General features: G+C 65.9%; 16 protein-coding genes. 8 read left to right on the forward strand and 8 right to left on the reverse strand.

From position 1 onward, the window contains the following. Positions 1-167: 167 nt before the first annotated feature. Both QRN67_RS13910 and QRN67_RS13915 read right to left on the reverse strand, forming a co-directional pair. Entirely contained in the window at positions 168-2615 is a 2448-nt protein-coding gene (locus QRN67_RS13910) for a DNA translocase FtsK (RefSeq protein WP_285412214.1), read from the reverse strand. A gap of 97 nt (positions 2616-2712) precedes the next feature. Then, positions 2713-3387 (reverse strand): Crp/Fnr family transcriptional regulator, encoded by a 675-nt coding sequence (locus QRN67_RS13915; protein ID WP_081265745.1) that lies wholly within the window; start codon positions 3385-3387, stop codon positions 2713-2715. Between the two features lie 180 nt (positions 3388-3567). Here QRN67_RS13915 and trxB point away from each other — a divergent pair, with 180 nt between their 5' ends. From trxB to rpmG, 3 genes are all read left to right on the forward strand, one after another. Beyond that, entirely contained in the window at positions 3568-4527 is a 960-nt protein-coding gene (gene trxB / locus QRN67_RS13920; protein ID WP_081265744.1) for a thioredoxin-disulfide reductase, read from the forward strand. Between the two features lie 171 nt (positions 4528-4698). Next, on the forward strand, positions 4699-4932 hold the full coding sequence (gene rpmB / locus QRN67_RS13925) for a 50S ribosomal protein L28 (protein ID WP_081265743.1): 234 nt from the start codon (positions 4699-4701) through the stop codon (positions 4930-4932). Between the two features lie 11 nt (positions 4933-4943). Beyond that, positions 4944-5117: a 50S ribosomal protein L33 gene (gene rpmG, locus QRN67_RS13930; RefSeq protein WP_007830291.1), complete on the forward strand. Its 174-nt coding sequence runs from the start codon at positions 4944-4946 to the stop codon at positions 5115-5117. Between the two features lie 133 nt (positions 5118-5250). Here the strand turns inward: rpmG and QRN67_RS13935 are convergent, their stop codons facing one another. The 3 genes from QRN67_RS13935 to QRN67_RS13945 all read right to left on the reverse strand — a co-directional run bounded on the left by QRN67_RS13935 (position 5251) and on the right by QRN67_RS13945 (position 9764). Next, positions 5251-6465 carry a DesA family fatty acid desaturase gene (locus QRN67_RS13935; RefSeq protein ID WP_081265742.1) on the reverse strand — a complete coding sequence of 405 codons (1215 nt, stop codon included), beginning with the start codon at positions 6463-6465 and terminating at the stop codon, positions 5251-5253. Between the two features lie 132 nt (positions 6466-6597). After that, positions 6598-7869, reverse strand: coding sequence for an RsmB/NOP family class I SAM-dependent RNA methyltransferase (locus tag QRN67_RS13940; RefSeq protein ID WP_081265741.1), 1272 nt, complete (start codon positions 7867-7869; stop codon positions 6598-6600). Between the two features lie 41 nt (positions 7870-7910). Further along, entirely contained in the window at positions 7911-9764 is a 1854-nt protein-coding gene (locus QRN67_RS13945; RefSeq protein ID WP_285412223.1) for a M48 family metallopeptidase, read from the reverse strand. Positions 9765-9815: 51 nt separating this feature from the next. Here QRN67_RS13945 and QRN67_RS13950 point away from each other — a divergent pair, with 51 nt between their 5' ends. Beyond that, positions 9816-10052, forward strand: a complete 237-nt coding sequence (locus QRN67_RS13950) for a DUF1653 domain-containing protein (RefSeq protein WP_081265739.1) — start codon at positions 9816-9818, stop codon at positions 10050-10052. 39 nt (positions 10053-10091) lie between these two features. Here QRN67_RS13950 and QRN67_RS13955 read toward each other — a convergent pair whose 3' ends face one another. Both QRN67_RS13955 and purN read right to left on the reverse strand, forming a co-directional pair. Then, positions 10092-10418 (reverse strand): I78 family peptidase inhibitor, encoded by a 327-nt coding sequence (locus tag QRN67_RS13955; RefSeq protein ID WP_106935464.1) that lies wholly within the window; start codon positions 10416-10418, stop codon positions 10092-10094. A gap of 36 nt (positions 10419-10454) precedes the next feature. Beyond that, positions 10455-11051, reverse strand: a complete 597-nt coding sequence (purN, locus tag QRN67_RS13960) for a phosphoribosylglycinamide formyltransferase (protein ID WP_285412224.1) — start codon at positions 11049-11051, stop codon at positions 10455-10457. Positions 11052-11180: 129 nt separating this feature from the next. Here purN and QRN67_RS13965 point away from each other — a divergent pair, with 129 nt between their 5' ends. From QRN67_RS13965 to QRN67_RS13980, 4 genes are all read left to right on the forward strand, one after another. Continuing rightward, positions 11181-12362 carry an acyl-CoA dehydrogenase family protein gene (locus QRN67_RS13965; protein ID WP_081265736.1) on the forward strand — a complete coding sequence of 394 codons (1182 nt, stop codon included), beginning with the start codon at positions 11181-11183 and terminating at the stop codon, positions 12360-12362. Positions 12363-12374: 12 nt separating this feature from the next. Then, a complete protein-coding gene (locus tag QRN67_RS13970; protein ID WP_285412225.1) occupies positions 12375-13490 on the forward strand; it encodes an acyl-CoA dehydrogenase family protein in 1116 nt (371 codons plus the stop codon). A 121-nt stretch (positions 13491-13611) separates the two neighbouring features. Next, complete coding sequence (locus QRN67_RS13975) at positions 13612-14979, forward strand: alpha/beta fold hydrolase (RefSeq protein WP_285412226.1); 1368 nt, start codon at positions 13612-13614, stop codon at positions 14977-14979. A gap of 13 nt (positions 14980-14992) precedes the next feature. Beyond that, positions 14993-15781 carry an enoyl-CoA hydratase gene (locus QRN67_RS13980; RefSeq protein WP_285412227.1) on the forward strand — a complete coding sequence of 263 codons (789 nt, stop codon included), beginning with the start codon at positions 14993-14995 and terminating at the stop codon, positions 15779-15781. A gap of 2 nt (positions 15782-15783) precedes the next feature. On the opposite strand, the gene QRN67_RS13985 is transcribed toward QRN67_RS13980, so the two are convergent. Next, entirely contained in the window at positions 15784-16344 is a 561-nt protein-coding gene (locus QRN67_RS13985; protein ID WP_081265732.1) for an HNH endonuclease, read from the reverse strand. Positions 16345-16448: the final 104 nt, after the last annotated feature.

The following is a 16448-nucleotide window of genomic DNA, read 5'->3' on the forward strand; positions in this document are numbered from 1 at the left end:
CCTCGCAATAGCTTTTGGGCTGTGCCACGGAGCGTGACACTCGACTTCGACCCTAACCGCCGCGAATTGCGGCAGGTGTAGGTCTTGATGAAGATTTGCAATGCCGGATGGCTTTTTGCAAATTTCCTTTCAGCCCGTAACCTGAAATACCGGTTCGTCCCCGCGAATTATTCGGCCGCGCGCGCCGGCACCAGGATTTCCCGCTGGCCGCTGCCGCTCATGGCGCTGACCAAGCCGGCCTTTTCCATGTCCTCGACCAGGCGGGCGGCGCGGTTGTAGCCGATCTTCAGGTGCCGCTGCACGAGCGAGATGCTGGCCTTGCGGTTCTTGAGCACGACTTCCACCGCCTGGTCGTACATCGGGTCTTTCTCGGCATCGCCGCCGCCGAGCATGTCGCCGTCACCGTCGCCATCGACCGTGCCGCCTTCGAGCACGCCCTCGATGTAGTCGGGCTCGCCCTGGCTCTTGAGGTAGGCCACCACGCGGTGCACTTCCTCGTCGCTCACGAAGGCACCGTGCACGCGGATCGGCAGGCCGGTGCCGCTGGGCATGTAGAGCATGTCGCCCATGCCGAGCAGCGCTTCGGCGCCCATCTGGTCGAGGATGGTGCGGCTGTCGATCTTGCTCGACACCTGGAACGCGATGCGGGTCGGGATGTTGGCCTTGATGAGGCCGGTGATCACGTCGACGCTGGGCCGCTGCGTGGCCAGGATCAGGTGGATGCCCGCGGCGCGCGCCTTCTGCGCCAGTCGGGCGATCAGCTCTTCGATCTTCTTGCCGACCACCATCATCAGGTCGGCCAGTTCGTCGATCACCACGACGATGTGCGGTTCGCGCTTGAGCGGTTCCGGATCGTCGGGCGTCAGGCTGAAGGGGTTGTAGATGAACTCCTCGCGCGCCTTGGCTTCGTCGATCTTGGTGTTGTAGCCGGCCAGGTTGCGCACGCCCAGCTTGCTCATGAGCTTGTAGCGGCGCTCCATCTCGGCCACGCACCAGTTCAGGCCGTGGGCTGCCTGGCGCATGTCGGTGACCACGGGCGCCAGCAGGTGCGGGATGCCTTCGTAGACCGACATTTCGAGCATCTTCGGGTCGATCATGAGCAGGCGGACGTCGCGCGCCTCGGCCTTGTAGAGCAGCGACAGGATCATGGCGTTGATACCCACCGACTTGCCCGAGCCGGTGGTACCGGCCACCAGCACGTGCGGCATCTTCGCGAGGTCGGCCACCACGGGGTTGCCGATGATGTCCTTGCCGAGGCCCATGGTGAGCATCGACTTGCCTTCGTTGTAGATCTGCGAGCCCAGGATTTCGCTGAGCTTGATCGACTGGCGCTTGGCGTTCGGCAGTTCGAGCGCCATGTAGTTCTTGCCCGGGATGGTCTCCACCACGCGGATGGACACCAGCGAGAGCGAACGCGCGAGGTCCTTCGCGAGATTGACGATCTGCGAGCCCTTGACGCCGGTGGCGGGCTCGATTTCATAGCGCGTGATGACAGGGCCAGGCGAAGCGAGCACCACGCGCACCTCGACGCCGAAATCCTTGAGCTTCTTCTCGATCATGCGCGAGGTCATCTCGAGCGTGTCGGAAGAGACGGTTTCCTGGCGCACTTGGGCGGCATCGAGCAGGTCGACCTGCGGCAGCTTGCTGTCGGGCAGTTCCTTGAAGAGCGGCTTCTGGCGCTCCTTGACGACGCGATCGCTCTTGGGCACCTCGGTCATCGCGGGCTCGATCTGCACGGGCGGCGACGGGACGCGGCGCTTGGGCCGCGGGTCGATGCGGATTTCGTCATCGTCGTCCGCAAAGGCCGACGACGCGGAAGACATGGACGGCTCGCCGCCCCTGTTGTCCGACGCACCGCCGCCGCGCGTGAACGCGGGCTCGTCGGCCTCGGCACGCTCGCGGGCCGCCTGCTTGCCCATGGCGATGTCGGCGGCCATCTCGCGCTTCTCGCGGCGCGACTCGAAGAGCGAATAGGCGCGCGCGCCGATGCGCTCGGCGATCAGGCTCCAAGAGAAGCGGAACACCAGCGCCGAACCGATCACGCCGCCGGCGATGGCGACCAGCGCCGAGCCGGTGAAGCCGAGCCAGCGCACGCTGGCCGGCCCCACCAGGGCACCGATCGCGCCGCCGCCGGCACCGCCCGGCAGGTGGCCTTCGAGACGGTACAGGCGCGACCATTCGAGCATCGCACTGGCGCACAGCAGCAGCGCAAGACCGAACCAGAAGGCGAGGCGGCTGCGGTTGAAGCGGCCGCGCGGCGCCTGCTCGGCCGCCGAAGTCGGTTCGCCACCGCGCAGCCAGCTGGCCAGCGAAGACAGCCACGCGCGCAGCCCGGCTGCAAGGCACCACCACACGGAAAAGCCCGCGGCAAAGTAGCTGCCATCGGCCAGCCAGGCGCCGAAACGGCCACCCCAGTTCTTGATTTCGCCCCCGGTGCCCGATGTCGACCAGGCGGCATCGGAAAGCGTGAAGCTCAGCATTGAAAGCAGCCAGAACAGCAGCGCTGCGAATCCAGCAATCAGCGTGATTTCGTGGGCGAAGCGCATGGCGCGCGTGCGCACGGGTTGCCCGTCGGCGGCAGAGGAAGATTGAAGCGTATTGAGCGAATAGGTCATGAAAAACGCGGCACCCGGTCCAGAAAATCGGGGGCCGGACACACGAACACTACAACAAAAGGCCGGAGCCGCCCGCAGCGGACCCGGCCCCGGAAGCTCAAGCCAGGGACAGGAGCCGTTCCTTGACGATCATCGACCCGTCGTCCAGGGTCTGCACGAAGCCGCGCTCCTCGAGGTCCTTCATGACGCGGCTCACCATTTCGCGCGAGGCGCCGACCATCTTGGCCAGATCCTGGCGGGAGATCTTGTCGCGCACCTTGAGGATGCCCGCGCCGTCTTCGATGGCGAACTCGAGCAGCGAGCGGGCCACGCGGCCGTACACGTCCATCAGCGCCAGCGATTCGATCTTGCGGTCGGCGTGGCGCAGGCGCTGCACGAGGCCGCGCATGATGTTGTAGGCCATCGAGGAGTTCTCCGGCAGGCAGCGCGCGAAAGCGTCGCGGCCCAGCATGAGCACGTCGCACTGGATCTCGGTACGCACGGTGGCCGAGTGCGGCTCGTCGTCGATCAGGCTCATCTCGCCAAGGTAGTCCCCAGGATGCAGCGTGGCCAGGATGACCTCGCGGCCGCGGCTGTCGGCGCTGGTGACGCGGGCACGCCCGGTCAGGATGATGTAGAGCGCGTCGGACTTCTTGCCCTGCTCCACGACGACTTCCGCGCGCTTGAAGCGCTTCTTGATGATCGCGTCCGCGATGCTGGCGGACTGCGTGGCCGTCAGCGACGCGAACAATGGAACGCGCCGAAGCAATTCGAGGTTGGACAGCATCGACATTTATCAATCCCTGCTACAGCGCGCGGAGCGGTCCAAAAGGCAGGCCAATGGATTACTACAATCGCGCGCATTGAAAACACCGTTCACCCGGTGTTGAACCGGGCGGTGATACTCCATATATATCGCTACCACCCTGAAAATGTACACGCTGAATCAGCGTATATCCTAGGTTTTCTACTCATGTCCGCTCCCCAACACGCCAAGGTTTTGATTCTCGGCTCCGGCCCCGCCGGCTACACCGCCGCCGTCTACGCAGCCCGCGCAAACCTGCAGCCGCTGCTCATCACGGGCATCGCCCAGGGCGGCCAGCTGATGACCACCACCGAGGTCGACAACTGGCCGGCCGACGTTCATGGCGTGCAGGGACCGGAGCTGATGCAGCGCTTCCTGGAGCATGCAGAGCGCTTCAAGACGCAGATCGTGTTCGACCACATCAACAAGGTCGACCTGAGCAAGCGCCCGTTCACGCTGACCGGCGACAGCGGCACCTACACCTGCGACTCGCTGATCATCGCCACGGGCGCTTCGGCGAAGTACCTGGGCCTCGACTCTGAACAGAAGTTCATGGGCCGCGGCGTCTCCGCATGCGCCACCTGCGACGGCTTCTTCTACCGCGAGCAGGAGGTCTGCGTGATCGGTGGCGGCAATACCGCCGTGGAAGAAGCGCTCTACCTCGCCAACATCGCCAACAAGGTGACGCTGGTGCATCGCCGCGACAAGTTCCGCGCAGAGCCCATCCTGATCGACAAGGTCAAGGAAAAGGTCGCCGAAGGCAAGATCGTGCTGAAGCTGCACAGCGAACTCGACCAGGTGCTGGGCGACGACACCGGCGTGACGGGCATCCGCATCAAGAACACGCAGACCGGCGCCACCGAGCAGATCGACCTGAAGGGCTGCTTCATCGCCATCGGACACCATCCGAACACGGACATCTTCCAGGGCCAGCTGGAAATGAAGGACAACTACATCCTGACCCGTTCCGGCCTGCAGGGCTTTGCCACGATGACCAGCATTCCGGGCGTCTTCGCCGCCGGCGACGTGCAGGACAACGTGTACCGCCAGGCCATCACGAGCGCCGGTACCGGCTGCATGGCGGCACTCGACGCACAGCGCTTCCTGGAGCAGGACGGCACACTCTGAGAGGCGGGCCCTCCAAAAGGGCTATAATCCGAGGCTTTGCCGAAACAGGGCTCTCACACGAGTCGCGGCAAAGTCGGGGTACCGCCACCCGTTTCTGGCGAGGTCAAGCTGCAAAACATCTGCAATCGCCACGATTGCGCCGGTGCCAGCTGTTCAAGAAAGAGTGTCCACATGGCACGCGTATGCGACGTAACGGGCAAAGGCCCGATGGTCGGAAACAACGTTTCCCACGCCAACAACAAAACCAAGCGCCGGTTCCTGCCGAACCTGCAATACCGCCGTTTCTGGGTCGAGACTGAAAACCGCTGGGTTCGCCTGCGCGTTTCGAGCGCCGCGCTGCGCCTGATCGACAAGAACGGTATCGACTCCGTGCTCGCAGACCTGCGCGCACGCGGCCAAGCTTAAGGAGCTGAATCATGGCAACGAGCAAAGGCGGACGCGAAAAGATCAAGCTGGAATCCACCGCGGGTACCGGCCACTTCTACACGACCAGCAAGAACAAGAAGACGATGCCTGAAAAGATGTCGATCATGAAGTTCGACCCGAAGGCGCGCAAGCACGTCGAATACAAGGAAATCAAGCTGAAGTAATTCAGGCCTGGTTTCCAAGACAAGAACCCGCTGCTTACCCAGCGGGTTTTTTGTTGCCCGTCGAATCGCAATCGACGGACGCAAAAAAGCCGACCCGGAGGTCGGCTTTTTGATTTGGAGGCGAGAGCGGTTGTTAAGCGCGCGCGGCCCGCAGACGCGTCGAGAAGTCACGCAGACCCGCAATGCCGCTGGCTTCCGCACGGTGGCACCAGGCCGCCAGATCGGCCGCCAGTTGCTCGCGCGACTGCGAGGTGTTCATCCAGAGCTGACGCAGCTCCTCGCGCATCGTGACCATCTTGTCCAGCACCGGGTGTGCGGCACGAGCCTGGGTGACATGCGTGCGGGCCGAAGCAGGCACCTTGTCGTCGTCGCGATGCAGCCAGCGCTTGGCAGCCTTGAGCACCGACAGGTCGGCACCCTTGTTCTTGAGGGCTTCCAGTTCCTGGCTGGTGGCACGGCGCATTTCGCGCGCATAGCCGGCCATGACTTCGTAGCGGTTGGCAATGACGGCTTCGAGCGTCTTCTCATTGGCCACGGGCTGGATGTCGCCCATCAGCATCTTCGGCGGCACCTTCTTGACCTTGGCCCAGCCCAGTTTCTGCAGCGCCTGGATGTAGATCCAGCCGATGTCGAACTCGTACTTCTTGACCGAGAACTTGGCCGAGGTCGGGTAGGTGTGGTGGTTGTTGTGCAGCTCTTCGCCGCCGATGATCAGGCCCCAGGGCATGATGTTGCGGCTGGCGTCGGGCGCCTCGAAGTTGCGATAGCCCCAATAGTGGCCGATGCCGTTGATGATGCCGGCGGCGGTGATGGGAATCCACAGCATCTGGACAGCCCACACGGCCATGCCGAGCGTGCCGAACAGCGCCAGGTTCAGGATCAGCATGAGGCCTACGCCTTGCCAGCTGTAGCGCGAATACAGGTTGCGCTCGATCCAGTCATCGGGCGTGCCGTGACCGTAGCGCTCCATCGTTTCCTTGTTCCGGGATTCGGCGCGATAGAGTTCGGCGCCGCGCCAGAGCACTTCGTCGATGCCCTTGACCTGCGGGCTGTGCGGGTCGTCCTGGGTTTCGCACTTGGCGTGGTGCTTACGGTGAATGGCGACCCATTCCTTCGTCACCATGCCGGTGCCGATCCAGAGCCAGAAACGGAAGAAGTGCGAGGGAATAGGGCCCAGATCCATGGCCCGGTGCGTTTGCGTCCGGTGCAGGAAGATGGTGACCGCGGCAATCGTGATGTGCGTGGTGACGAGCGTGTACAGCACGACTTGCCACCATGCGATGTCCCACAGGCCGTGTCCGAGCCATTCGATGGCCGCGTTCAAAACGGCGGAGTCAGGAAGCAACATTGAGTCAGGTACTCCATGGCCACACGAAGGTGCAGCCTTCAGATAACCCGCGATTTTAAAGGCGAGGGCCTAGAACAAGCCCTTTAAACCTTCAAGAAATGCGCTGATTAACCCTAGTTTGGAGTGCAATCCCTATTTGCGGTTCCATACGGCGGCAAAGAAACCGTCCGTCGCATGGCGATGCGGCCATAGCCGCAGATAGCGCCTGCCATCCTCGCCGCCCGCGCACAGGGCCTCGAAACCTTCCACTTTGAGCCCTTGCAGCAGCTCAGCGGCGTCCACGGGCACGAAATCAGGGTTCGCAGCGCCAAAAGCCTCGGCAATGGCCTCGTTTTCCTCCGGCAGCACACTGCATGTGGCGTAAACCAGACGTCCGCCCGATTTCACCAGCCGTGCCGCGCTCTGCAGGATGGCGGCCTGCTTGACCGTCAGTTCTTCCACCGCCTTGGCCGACTGGCGCCATTTCAGGTCCGGATTGCGCCGCAGCGTGCCCAGTCCCGAGCAAGGTGCATCGACCAGGACGCGGTCGATCTTGCCCGCTAGGCGCTTGATGCGGTCGTCGCGCTCGTGGGCGATCGCGGCCGGATGCACGTTCGACAGCTTGCTGCGCGCCAGCCGCGGCTTGAGCGCGTCGAGCCGGTGGGCCGACGTGTCGAAGGCGTAGAGCCGGCCGGTGTTTCGCATCGTCGCGCCGATGGCCAGCGTCTTGCCGCCGGCGCCTGCGCAGAAATCGACCACCATCTCGCCGCGCTTGGCGTCCAGCAGCAGCGCCAGGAGTTGAGAGCCTTCGTCCTGCACCTCGATGGCGCCGCGGGCAAAGGCGTCCAGCTTGGTCAGCGCCGGCTTGCCTTCGATGCGCAAGCCCCAGGGCGAGAACGGTGTTGCTTCCGATTTGATAGCAGCCTTCGCAAGCTCGGCCTTCACGTCCGCGCGTTTATCGGTCAGCGCATTGACGCGCAGGTCGAGCGGCGCCGGCTGCTGAAGGCTCTCGACCAGCGGCCAGAAACCGTCGCCAAGCTGGGCCTTGAGGGGCGCGACCAGCCATTCCGGCAGGTTGTGGCGATGGCGCTCGAGCAGGTCGTCGGGTTTCACCGCGTCGCAGTTGTCTAACCAGCGCTTCTCGGTGTCGTTGAGTGCGCTTTTCAGGAAATCGCGCGGGCCGTAGAAGCCGAGGATCGCCATGCGGCGCTCCTTGGAGCCGGTACCCGAAGGCGAAAGATGGTCGAACAGAAGCTTCTTGCGAAGCACGGTGTAGACGGTTTCGGCGAGCGTCGCGCGCTCGCGCGGGCCGAACTCGCGGTGGTCGCGGAAAAACCGCGAAACGACCTGGTCGGCCGGGTGATCGAATTTCAGGACAAGGCCGACCAGATCGGCGGTGGCCTCCAACAGGGCTTTGGGGTGCATGCCCCGATTGTCTCAGCCAGCGGAGCCGGCGGACCGAAGGGCTATGCGCTGCGCGTCCAGACCACCCCGAAAGCCTCGCGCTCGATGTCTTCCAAGGTGGGCGAGTGGCCCGCCCACAGCACCAGCGTGGCGCCGGGCAAAGTGAGCGTCTGCTCCAGCTGGCGGCACATGTGCCAGCGGTCTTCGTCGTCCAGCCCGGGCAGTTCGATGAACACGACGTACGCACGGCGCCACGGAAATTCCCGAAGGTTCTTGCGCACCAGCCAGGCCCGCGACGCCGGCAGGCAGCGCACGAGGTCGGCCCGCAGTTCGCCCAGTTCGTAGTCGTTCAGGTCGTGGCGCGATATCTGGCTGAAAAACGGCGTGGCGGTGATTTCCTCCCAGGCACGCGCCTCGGCTTCCTCCGCTTCCTTGAGCCGGCCGCGCCACAACTTGAGCGCCATTTCGTCGTGCGGCCCGGCGTCCGGGTCTTCGAGCGAGGCCACGGCGCTCTTGGCGGCCCACCAGCGGCTGGCCGCGCCGGAACCGTGCAGCCGCTCGAGCACCACCAGCCGGGCAGCGCGGTCGCTCGCGGGCAGCATCTGGGCCAGCCCGCGCAGCGCGCCGGGATGCTCGGGCGCGATCTGCAAGGCGTTCTCGTAGCGCATCCGCACCGGCGCCGAGGGGTTGAGGCGGCGCTCGGAATCGGCCCATTCGACCATCTCGTCCGGCGTGTTGCGCTCACCGCGCGCGGCCAGCACGTCGATGCGTTCGCGGATGCGCGCACGGTGGGCGTGATGCTGCTTCCAGTCGGCGGCGTGGGCGCGGCACCAGCGGTTGTCGAAATATTCGATCCATTTCTTCCGGTCAGCCAGCAGTTCCAGCGCGGGACGCGCCGACCATTCGGGCAAGACCGCCTTCTGCTCGAGGGCCTCCAGCCGGTCGCGCAGGACCGGATGGGTGTCCTCCAGGTCGCTCACGCGGCGCATCGCCTCGCGCAACGCCTGGCGCGCGAAATCGTCGGCCGGCGGCGTGCGCACCCGCTTGCGCAGCGCGGCGAACGGCCCCGGCGGCAGCGGCTCGCGTTCGGCGCGCGCCCAATGCCAGGGCCAGAATTCGTTGGCGTACCAGTTTCCCTTGATCGCGATCTCGGTCAGCGCCGCGGCGGCCACCGAGGTGCCCAGCAGCCGGCCCGAGATGCGGTCGGCCTCGTATTCGTCCTGGCGGGCCAGCGCGAAAGTCTTGGCCGCGAAGCGCGGGAAGTACCAGCGGAAGAAGGCTTGCGAGACCAGCGCCATCACGCCCTCGTCGCGCTGCAGGCTGGCATCGAGCTTGAGCCACGACAGCCGCGTGCGGTAGATCCAGGCGCTGAGCTTGCCGTGATTGCCGCGCAGGTGGCCGTATTCGTGCGCCAGCACCGAAAGCAGCCGCCGCCGGTCGAGCATCATCAGGAGCGGCAGGCCGATGTTCAGCGAGTTGACGGCGCCGCCGAACAGCCCGAAACGCGGCACCTGCCGGATGCTGGCGTTGAATTCGTCGTCGAGGTAGACGTGATGGACCGGCGGCCCCTTGATCTTCGACCGGATGCGGTCGAGCGCCTCGAAGAGCGCGGGCGCGTCGTCGCGCTGCAGTTCCACGCCCTCGGGTTCGTCGAAGCGCACCCACAGCGCGCGAAGCGTGGCCCAGAGCAGGCCGCCCGCGAACAGCAGCAGCCAGCCGCGGGTGAAGGTGAAGCGTTCCTCGCGCACCGGCAGCAGCACCCAGGCGATGAGGCCCACCGCGAGCCCCAGGCAGCCGAGCACCCACAGGTAGCCGAGCGCGGCAAAGGCCGCCACGCTGCGTCGATAGCGCGCACTGTCGTCCGCGCTGGCATGCTCGCTCAGTCGAACCAGGTGAACAAAATCAGCGCGATCCATCCGACTCCCGTCAAATCAAGCCACGACAGTTTTTGAAGAAAGAAGCCCCCGTTGAACAACGACGACGACCTCCCTCCCCTGATCGAAACACCTCCCGGCCGCTACCGCCACTACAAAGGCGGCGAATACGAGGTGCTCGGCACCGTCCGCCACAGCGAGACCCTGGAGCCGATGACGCTGTACCGCGCCTTGTATGGAGCCCACGGACTCTGGGTCCGCCCTGCCGCGATGTTCGACGAAACCGTCGAGATAGACGGCGTGGCGCGGCGGAGATTCACACCGATCTAGCCATCACGGCCCGGCCCGGGCCGGCTCTGAAGGAATGCGTCAGCCGCAGCGGACCTCGGTCACGCGGTTGCGCGCATCGACGTCCAGGTTCAGGCGTCCGCCGTTGAGTTCCATCGTCGCTGCCTCGCCGGGCTTCAGCACCCGCACGACGCCAGCTCCGGCGCGCACGCGGGCGGCGGCTTCCAGCTGCGGCGTCAGCGGCTGGCCGACCGCGAAGCGGGCACCATCTGCGTTGCACTGATAGACCGGTGCCGGGGGTGGCACGGGCGCGGCGGGCGCAGGAGCGGGTGCGGGGGCCGGGGCGGCGCAGCCCGCGAGCAGGGCGACAGCGCCGGCGACGGTCAGCAGCAGCGATTTGGTTTTCACTTCGAACTCCCGAAAACCCGCGAATATAAAACAACTTTACGGGTTGTGACTCGATGTATCAGCCAGCCATCCGGCGATCGCTCGTGGATACAACAGGTGCTCCTGCGCGAGCACCCGGCCGGCCAGCGTGGCGGCCGTGTCGTCGGGCAGCACCGGCACCACGGCCTGCGCCAGGATCGGGCCGTGGTCGAGTTCGGTCGTCACCTGGTGGACGGTCACGCCGGCCACCTTGCAGCCCGCCTCGATGGCGCGCTGATGGGTGTGGAGCCCCGGGAAAGCGGGCAGCAGCGAGGGATGGATATTTACCAGCCGCCCCGCATAGCGTCCGACGAAGCCGGGCGTCAGGATGCGCATGAACCCGGCCAGCACCACCAGCGCAGGCGAATGGGCGTCCACCGCTGCAGCCAGGGCCTCGTCGAAAGCCTCGCGGGTCGCGAACTCGGTGTGCGGCACCACGGCGGTGTCGATGCCGTGCGAACGGGCAATGGCCAGCCCGCCGGCCTCGGCCTTGTTGCTGATGACCGCGGCGATGCGGGCGCCGAAGCGCTCGGCCCAGCGGTCGCGCTCGGCGGCGCGCACGATGGCCGCCATGTTGGAGCCGCCGCCGGAGATCAGGATCACGATGTTCTTCATGGGAGGCGGGATTATCCGCGCCGTGCTTGTCGCGACGCGGACACCGTTTCACAGCACGACCGTGCTAAAACTCACGGTTCCGGAGACACACCGCGTCTGCGGTGAACCGATCAACACAGCGAGGCACGCATGGATTTGAGCTTCACACCCGAAGAACAGAAGTTCCGCGAAGAGGTTCGCGCCTGGGTCAAAGAAAACCTTCCCCAAGAGATTTCGCACAAGGTGCACAACGCGCTGGAGCTGACGCGCGACGATTTGCAAGGCTGGGCCAAGATCCTCGGCAAGAAGGGCTGGCTGGGCTACGGCTGGCCGAAGGAATTCGGCGGCCCGGGCTGGACCGCCGTGCAGCGCCATTTGTTCGAGGAAGAAACCGCACTGGCCGGCGCGCCGCGCATCATTCCGTTCGGCCCTGTCATGGTGGCACCGGTGATCATGGCCTTCGGCAATGCCGAGCAGCAGAAGCGCTTCCTCCCCGGCATCGCCAGCGGCGAAGTCTGGTGGAGCCAGGGCTACAGCGAGCCCGGCTCGGGTTCCGACCTCGCCTCGGTCAAGACGAAGGCGGAGCGCAAAGGCGACAAATACATCGTCAACGGCCAGAAGACCTGGACCACGCTCGGCCAGTACGGCGACTGGATGTTCAACCTCGTGCGTACCAGCAACGAAGGCAAGCCCCAGACCGGCATCAGCTTCCTGCTGCTCGACATGAAGTCGCCCGGTGTCACCGTGCGCCCGATCAAGCTGCTCGACGGCGGCCATGAAGTGAACGAGGTGTTCTTCGACAACGTCGAAGTGCCCGCCGAAAACCTGATCGGCGAAGAGAACAAGGGCTGGACCTACGCCAAGCACCTGCTCTCGCACGAGCGCACCAACATCGCCGACGTGAACCGCGCCAAGCGCGAGCTCGAGCGCCTCAAGCGCATCGCCAAGAGCGAAGGCGTGTACGAAGACCAGCGCTTCCGCGACGAGATCGCCAAGCTCGAAGTCGACATCGTCGCCCTCGAGATGATGGTGCTGCGCGTGCTGTCGGCCGCCACCTCGGGCAAGAACTCGCTCGACGTGGCGGGCCTGCTCAAGATCCGCGGCAGCGAGATCCAGCAGCGCTACAGCGAACTGATGATGCTGGCCGGCGGCCCCTATTCGCTGCCGCTGATCCGCGAGGCAATGGAAGCCGGCTGGCAAGGCGACTTCCCGGGCGGCAACCCGGCGCTCGCGCCGCTGACGTCGACCTTCTTCAACATGCGCAAGACGACCATCTACGGTGGCTCGAACGAAGTGCAACGCAACATCGTCGCGCAGACGGTTCTGGGCTGAGGAGACACGAACATGGATTTCAATTTTTCCGACGACCAGGAACAACTGCGCGACGCCGTTCGCAAGTGGGTCGACAAGGGCTATGACTTCGAGCGCCGCCGCGGCATCGAGGCCAAGGGCGGCTTCTCCCGGGAAGCCTGGGACGAACTGGCCGAACTCGGCCTGGGCGGCCTGTACATCAGCGAAGACGACGGCGGCCTGGGCATGGGCCCGGTGGCCGGCATGGTCGTCATGGAAGAACTCGGCCGCGGCATCGTGCTGGAGCCGTTCGCGCAGACGCTGATCGCCGGCGCGGTGCTCAGCGGCTATGCCGACGCGAACACCAAGGAAGGCTGGCTGCCGCGCATCGCCGGCGGCCAGGCCATCGTGGTGCTGGCCTACCAGGAGCGCAAGGCACGCTACCGCCTGGACGTGTGCGACGCCCACGCCGCGAAGAGCGGCAGCGGCTGGTCGCTGAACGGCGCCAAGAGCGTGGTGCCGGTCGGCGACGAAGCCGACGCCTACCTCGTGCCCGCCAAGGTCGACGGCAAGATCGCCCTCTTCCTCGTCGAGCGCAGCGCCAGCGGCGTCGAGGCCCGCGGCTACGGCACGCAGGACGGCGGCCGCGCGGCCGAGGTGGTGTTCGACAAGGCCGACGCCACGCTGGTCTCGCTCGACGGCCTGGCAGCGCTCGAATACGCGGTGGACGTCGGCATTGCCGCCACCTGCGCCGAGGCAGTGGGCGTGATGGACAAGACCGTGGCCCTCACCGTCGACTACATGAACCAGCGCAAGCAGTTCGGCGTGACCATCTCGACATTCCAGGCACTGCGCCATCGTGTCGCCGACATGAAGATGCAGCTCGAACTCGCGCGCTCGATGAGCTACTACGCCACGCTCAAGCTCAACGCCCCGGCCGACGAACGCCGCCAGGCACTGGCACGCGCCAAGTACCAGCTCGGCGTTTCCATGCGCTACGTGGCCGCGAACTCGGTGCAGCTGCACGGCGGTATCGGCGTGACCGACGAATACATCGGCAGCCACTACTTCCGCAAGCTCACGCAGCTCGAGCTGACTTTCGGCGACACGCTCCACCACCTGGGTGAAGTGTCGGCCCGCATGCAGGACACCGCCGGCGTCTTCGCCTGACGACGACGGCGACACCCGCAACCCGGCAACGCCGGTTTCACGTTGTTCCGATAGCATCCAACGCCCGCCCGCCTTGCGCCGACGGGCGTTTTCACGTGGACTCCAGCCCCAGGAACGAAACATGCAATCCCGCCGCACCCTTCTAGCCATGGCCGTCATCGGGACCGCCGCCACCGCCATGCTGACCGCCTGCGCCACCTCTTCGTCGCCCTCGCCGTCGTATGCCGAGCGGCCGCCCGTCGTGTTCGTCCACGGCAACGGCGATTCGGCCGCGCTCTGGCAGACGACGATCTGGCGTTTCGAGTCCAACGGCTGGCCGGCCGACCGGCTGTTTGCCTTCGACCAGCCGAACCCGCTCGCGCGCGACGACGATGCCGTGGCCCAGCCCGGACGCAGTTCGACGGCCGAATCGGCGGCGTTCCTCAAGGCGCAGGTCGACAAGGTGCTGAAGGCCACGGGCGCCGCCAAGGTGGTGCTGATCGGCAATTCGCGCGGCGGCAACACCATCCGCAACTACGTGCAGAACGGCGGCGGCGCGGCCGTGGTGAGCCACGTGGTGCTGGGCGGCAACCCCGCGCACGGCATCTGGGCGGTGAAGGGTTTCCGCGAGAACAACGAGTTCTCGGGGCTGTCGGGCTTCATGCAGCAGCTCAATGCGCCCAAAGGTCCGGACGGCCAGGAGGTAACGCCGGGCGTGAAGTGGATGACCCTGCGCTCCGACAACAACGACAAGTACGCGCAGCCCGACGGCGTGTGGATCGGCGCCCCCGGCAAGCCGACCAACATCGGCTTCGACGGCCCTGCGCTCAAGGGCGCGACCAACGTCGTGCTGCCGCGCGTGGACCACCGCGAGACTTCTTTCTCGCCCGCGGCGTTCGCGGCCACATGGCAATTCCTGACCGGAGAAGCACCGCGCACCACCGCCGTGGTGCCGGACACCAAGGTCGTGCTCGACGGCCGAGCGATCGGCGCCGAAAACCTCGCGCTGAACGGCGCGCAGGTCACGGTCTATGCCGTGGACCCGGCAACCGGCGCGCGGCTGGGCGAGGCCGTGCACACCAAGCCGGTCGGCGCCGATGGCCGCTGGGGCCCGTTCAACGCGCGCGGCGACACCGCCTATGAATTCGTCCTGAGCGCGCCGGGGTACGGCACCACGCACATCTACCGCAGCCCCTTCCCGCGCAGCGGCAGCTTCGTGCACCTGCGGCCGGAGCGCATCACGCCGGCCGACAACGGCGCGAGTTCCGTCGTCGTCTTCACGCGTCCGCGCGGCTACTTCGATGCCCAGCGCGACACCATGCGCTTCGACGGCAAGAGCCCGCCTCCCGGCGTGCCGCCCAAGGGCGCGGGCGTGGCCACTTCCAGGCTGCGGCTGGAAGGCGGCGGCGCGCCGCGCGCGGTGGCGGGCGAATTCAACGGCGAGCGCATCACCGGCCTGACGTGGCCGGCCGCCCAGGAGCACGTGACGGTGCTCGAGCTGACCTACTGAAGAGGCACCCGCCATGACCGACTCCGCCACCCCCTTCGTGCTGCAGTCGCGCGACGCGCGCGGCGTGGTCACGCTGACGCTGAACCGCCCGGCCTCGTTCAACGCCCTGTCGGAAGGCATGCTGGGCGCGCTGGAGCAGGCGCTGGCCGGCATCGCAGCCGACGAGAGCGTGCGCGCCGTCGTCATCGCGGCAGCCGGCAAGGCCTTCTGCGCCGGCCATGACCTGAAGGAAATGCGCGCCAAACCATCGCTCGGCTACTACCAGCAGCTGTTCGAGCGCTGCGGGGCGATGATGCTGTCGATCCAGAAGCTCGACGTGCCGGTGATCGCGCGCGTGCACGGCATCGCGACCGCGGCGGGCTGCCAGCTGGTGGCCGTGTGCGACCTGGCGGTGGCATCGAGCGAAGCCCGCTTCGCGGTCAGCGGCGTGAACGTGGGGCTGTTCTGCGCCACGCCGAGCGTCACGCTGTCGCGCAACCTCGGGCGCAAGGAAGCCTTCGAGATGCTCGTGACGGGCGAATTCATCGGCGCGGAAGAAGCGCGCGAGAAGGGGCTGGTCAACCGGGTGGCGGCATCCGCTGAACTCGACGCGGCCGTCGAGGCGCTGGTGGCGAGCATCATCGCCAAGCCGCGCAAGGCGCTGGCGCTGGGCAAGGCCCTGTTCTACCGCCAGCTCGAAACCGGCATCGAGGCCGCTTTGGCAGACGCCAGCCAGACCATGGCCTGCAACATGATGGACGAGAGCGCGCTGGAAGGCGTTCAGGCCTTCATCGAGAAGCGCCCGCCTTCCTGGAAGCGCTGAAGCTAGGTGTCGTGCAGCCGCGAGCTTTGCGGCAGGTGCGCCATCAGGAACTCCATCTGGTCGGCCAGGATGCGCCGGTTGCGCAGGATGAAGTCTTCCCAGAGGCTGGGCACGTAAGGCGCGTAAAGCAGCGGCATGCCGGCCTGCTCGGGCGTGCGGCTGCTCTTGCGGTGGTTGCACGGCTTGCAGGCCGTGACCACGTTCATCCAGGTGTCGATGCCCCTCTGGGCAAAGGGAATGATGTGCTCGCGGGTGAGCTCGTCTTCATGGAAGTGCCCGCCGCAGTAGGCGCAGACGTTGCGGTCGCGCGAGAACAGCTTGCTGTTGGTCAGCCCCGGCCGCTGCGTGAAGGGATTGATGCGCGGCACGCCCTTGGTGCCGATGATGCTGTTGATCGCGATCTGCGATTGCTCGCCCGTGATGGCGTTGTGGCCGCCACGGAACACAGCCACCTGCGCGCCCACTTCCCAGCGAACTTCATCCGCCGCATAGTGGATCACCGCCTGTTCCAGCGAAATCCATGACTGGGGCAGCCCTTGGGCCGACAGCTTCAAGACCTTCACACACGCCTCCTCGAAAAGTGAGAGAACACGGAAAGACCAGGGACACGGAGCGCGTTGGAGACCCACGCCGGTCAACGCACTGCGTCACAATATACCGGCTTTGT

Source organism: Variovorax sp. efr-133-TYG-130 (assembly GCF_030208835.1).
Classification (GTDB): Bacteria; Pseudomonadota; Gammaproteobacteria; order Burkholderiales; family Burkholderiaceae_C; genus Variovorax.

Excerpts from the sequence above, each read along its gene's own strand:
- QRN67_RS13910 (WP_285412214.1), bottom strand. The coding sequence starts at position 2,615 with ATGACCTATTCGCTCAATACGCTTCAATCTTCCTCTGCCGCCGACGGG.
- QRN67_RS13915 (WP_081265745.1), bottom strand. The coding sequence starts at position 3,387 with ATGTCGATGCTGTCCAACCTCGAATTGCTTCGGCGCGTTCCATTGTTC.
- trxB (WP_081265744.1), top strand. The coding sequence starts at position 3,568 with ATGTCCGCTCCCCAACACGCCAAGGTTTTGATTCTCGGCTCCGGCCCC.
- rpmB (WP_081265743.1), top strand. The coding sequence starts at position 4,699 with ATGGCACGCGTATGCGACGTAACGGGCAAAGGCCCGATGGTCGGAAAC.
- rpmG (WP_007830291.1), top strand. The coding sequence starts at position 4,944 with ATGGCAACGAGCAAAGGCGGACGCGAAAAGATCAAGCTGGAATCCACC.
- QRN67_RS13935 (WP_081265742.1), bottom strand. The coding sequence starts at position 6,465 with ATGTTGCTTCCTGACTCCGCCGTTTTGAACGCGGCCATCGAATGGCTC.
- QRN67_RS13940 (WP_081265741.1), bottom strand. The coding sequence starts at position 7,869 with ATGCACCCCAAAGCCCTGTTGGAGGCCACCGCCGATCTGGTCGGCCTT.
- QRN67_RS13945 (WP_285412223.1), bottom strand. The coding sequence starts at position 9,764 with ATGGATCGCGCTGATTTTGTTCACCTGGTTCGACTGAGCGAGCATGCC.
- purN (WP_285412224.1), bottom strand. The coding sequence starts at position 11,051 with ATGAAGAACATCGTGATCCTGATCTCCGGCGGCGGCTCCAACATGGCG.
- QRN67_RS13965 (WP_081265736.1), top strand. The coding sequence starts at position 11,181 with ATGGATTTGAGCTTCACACCCGAAGAACAGAAGTTCCGCGAAGAGGTT.
- QRN67_RS13970 (WP_285412225.1), top strand. The coding sequence starts at position 12,375 with ATGGATTTCAATTTTTCCGACGACCAGGAACAACTGCGCGACGCCGTT.
- QRN67_RS13975 (WP_285412226.1), top strand. The coding sequence starts at position 13,612 with ATGCAATCCCGCCGCACCCTTCTAGCCATGGCCGTCATCGGGACCGCC.
- QRN67_RS13980 (WP_285412227.1), top strand. The coding sequence starts at position 14,993 with ATGACCGACTCCGCCACCCCCTTCGTGCTGCAGTCGCGCGACGCGCGC.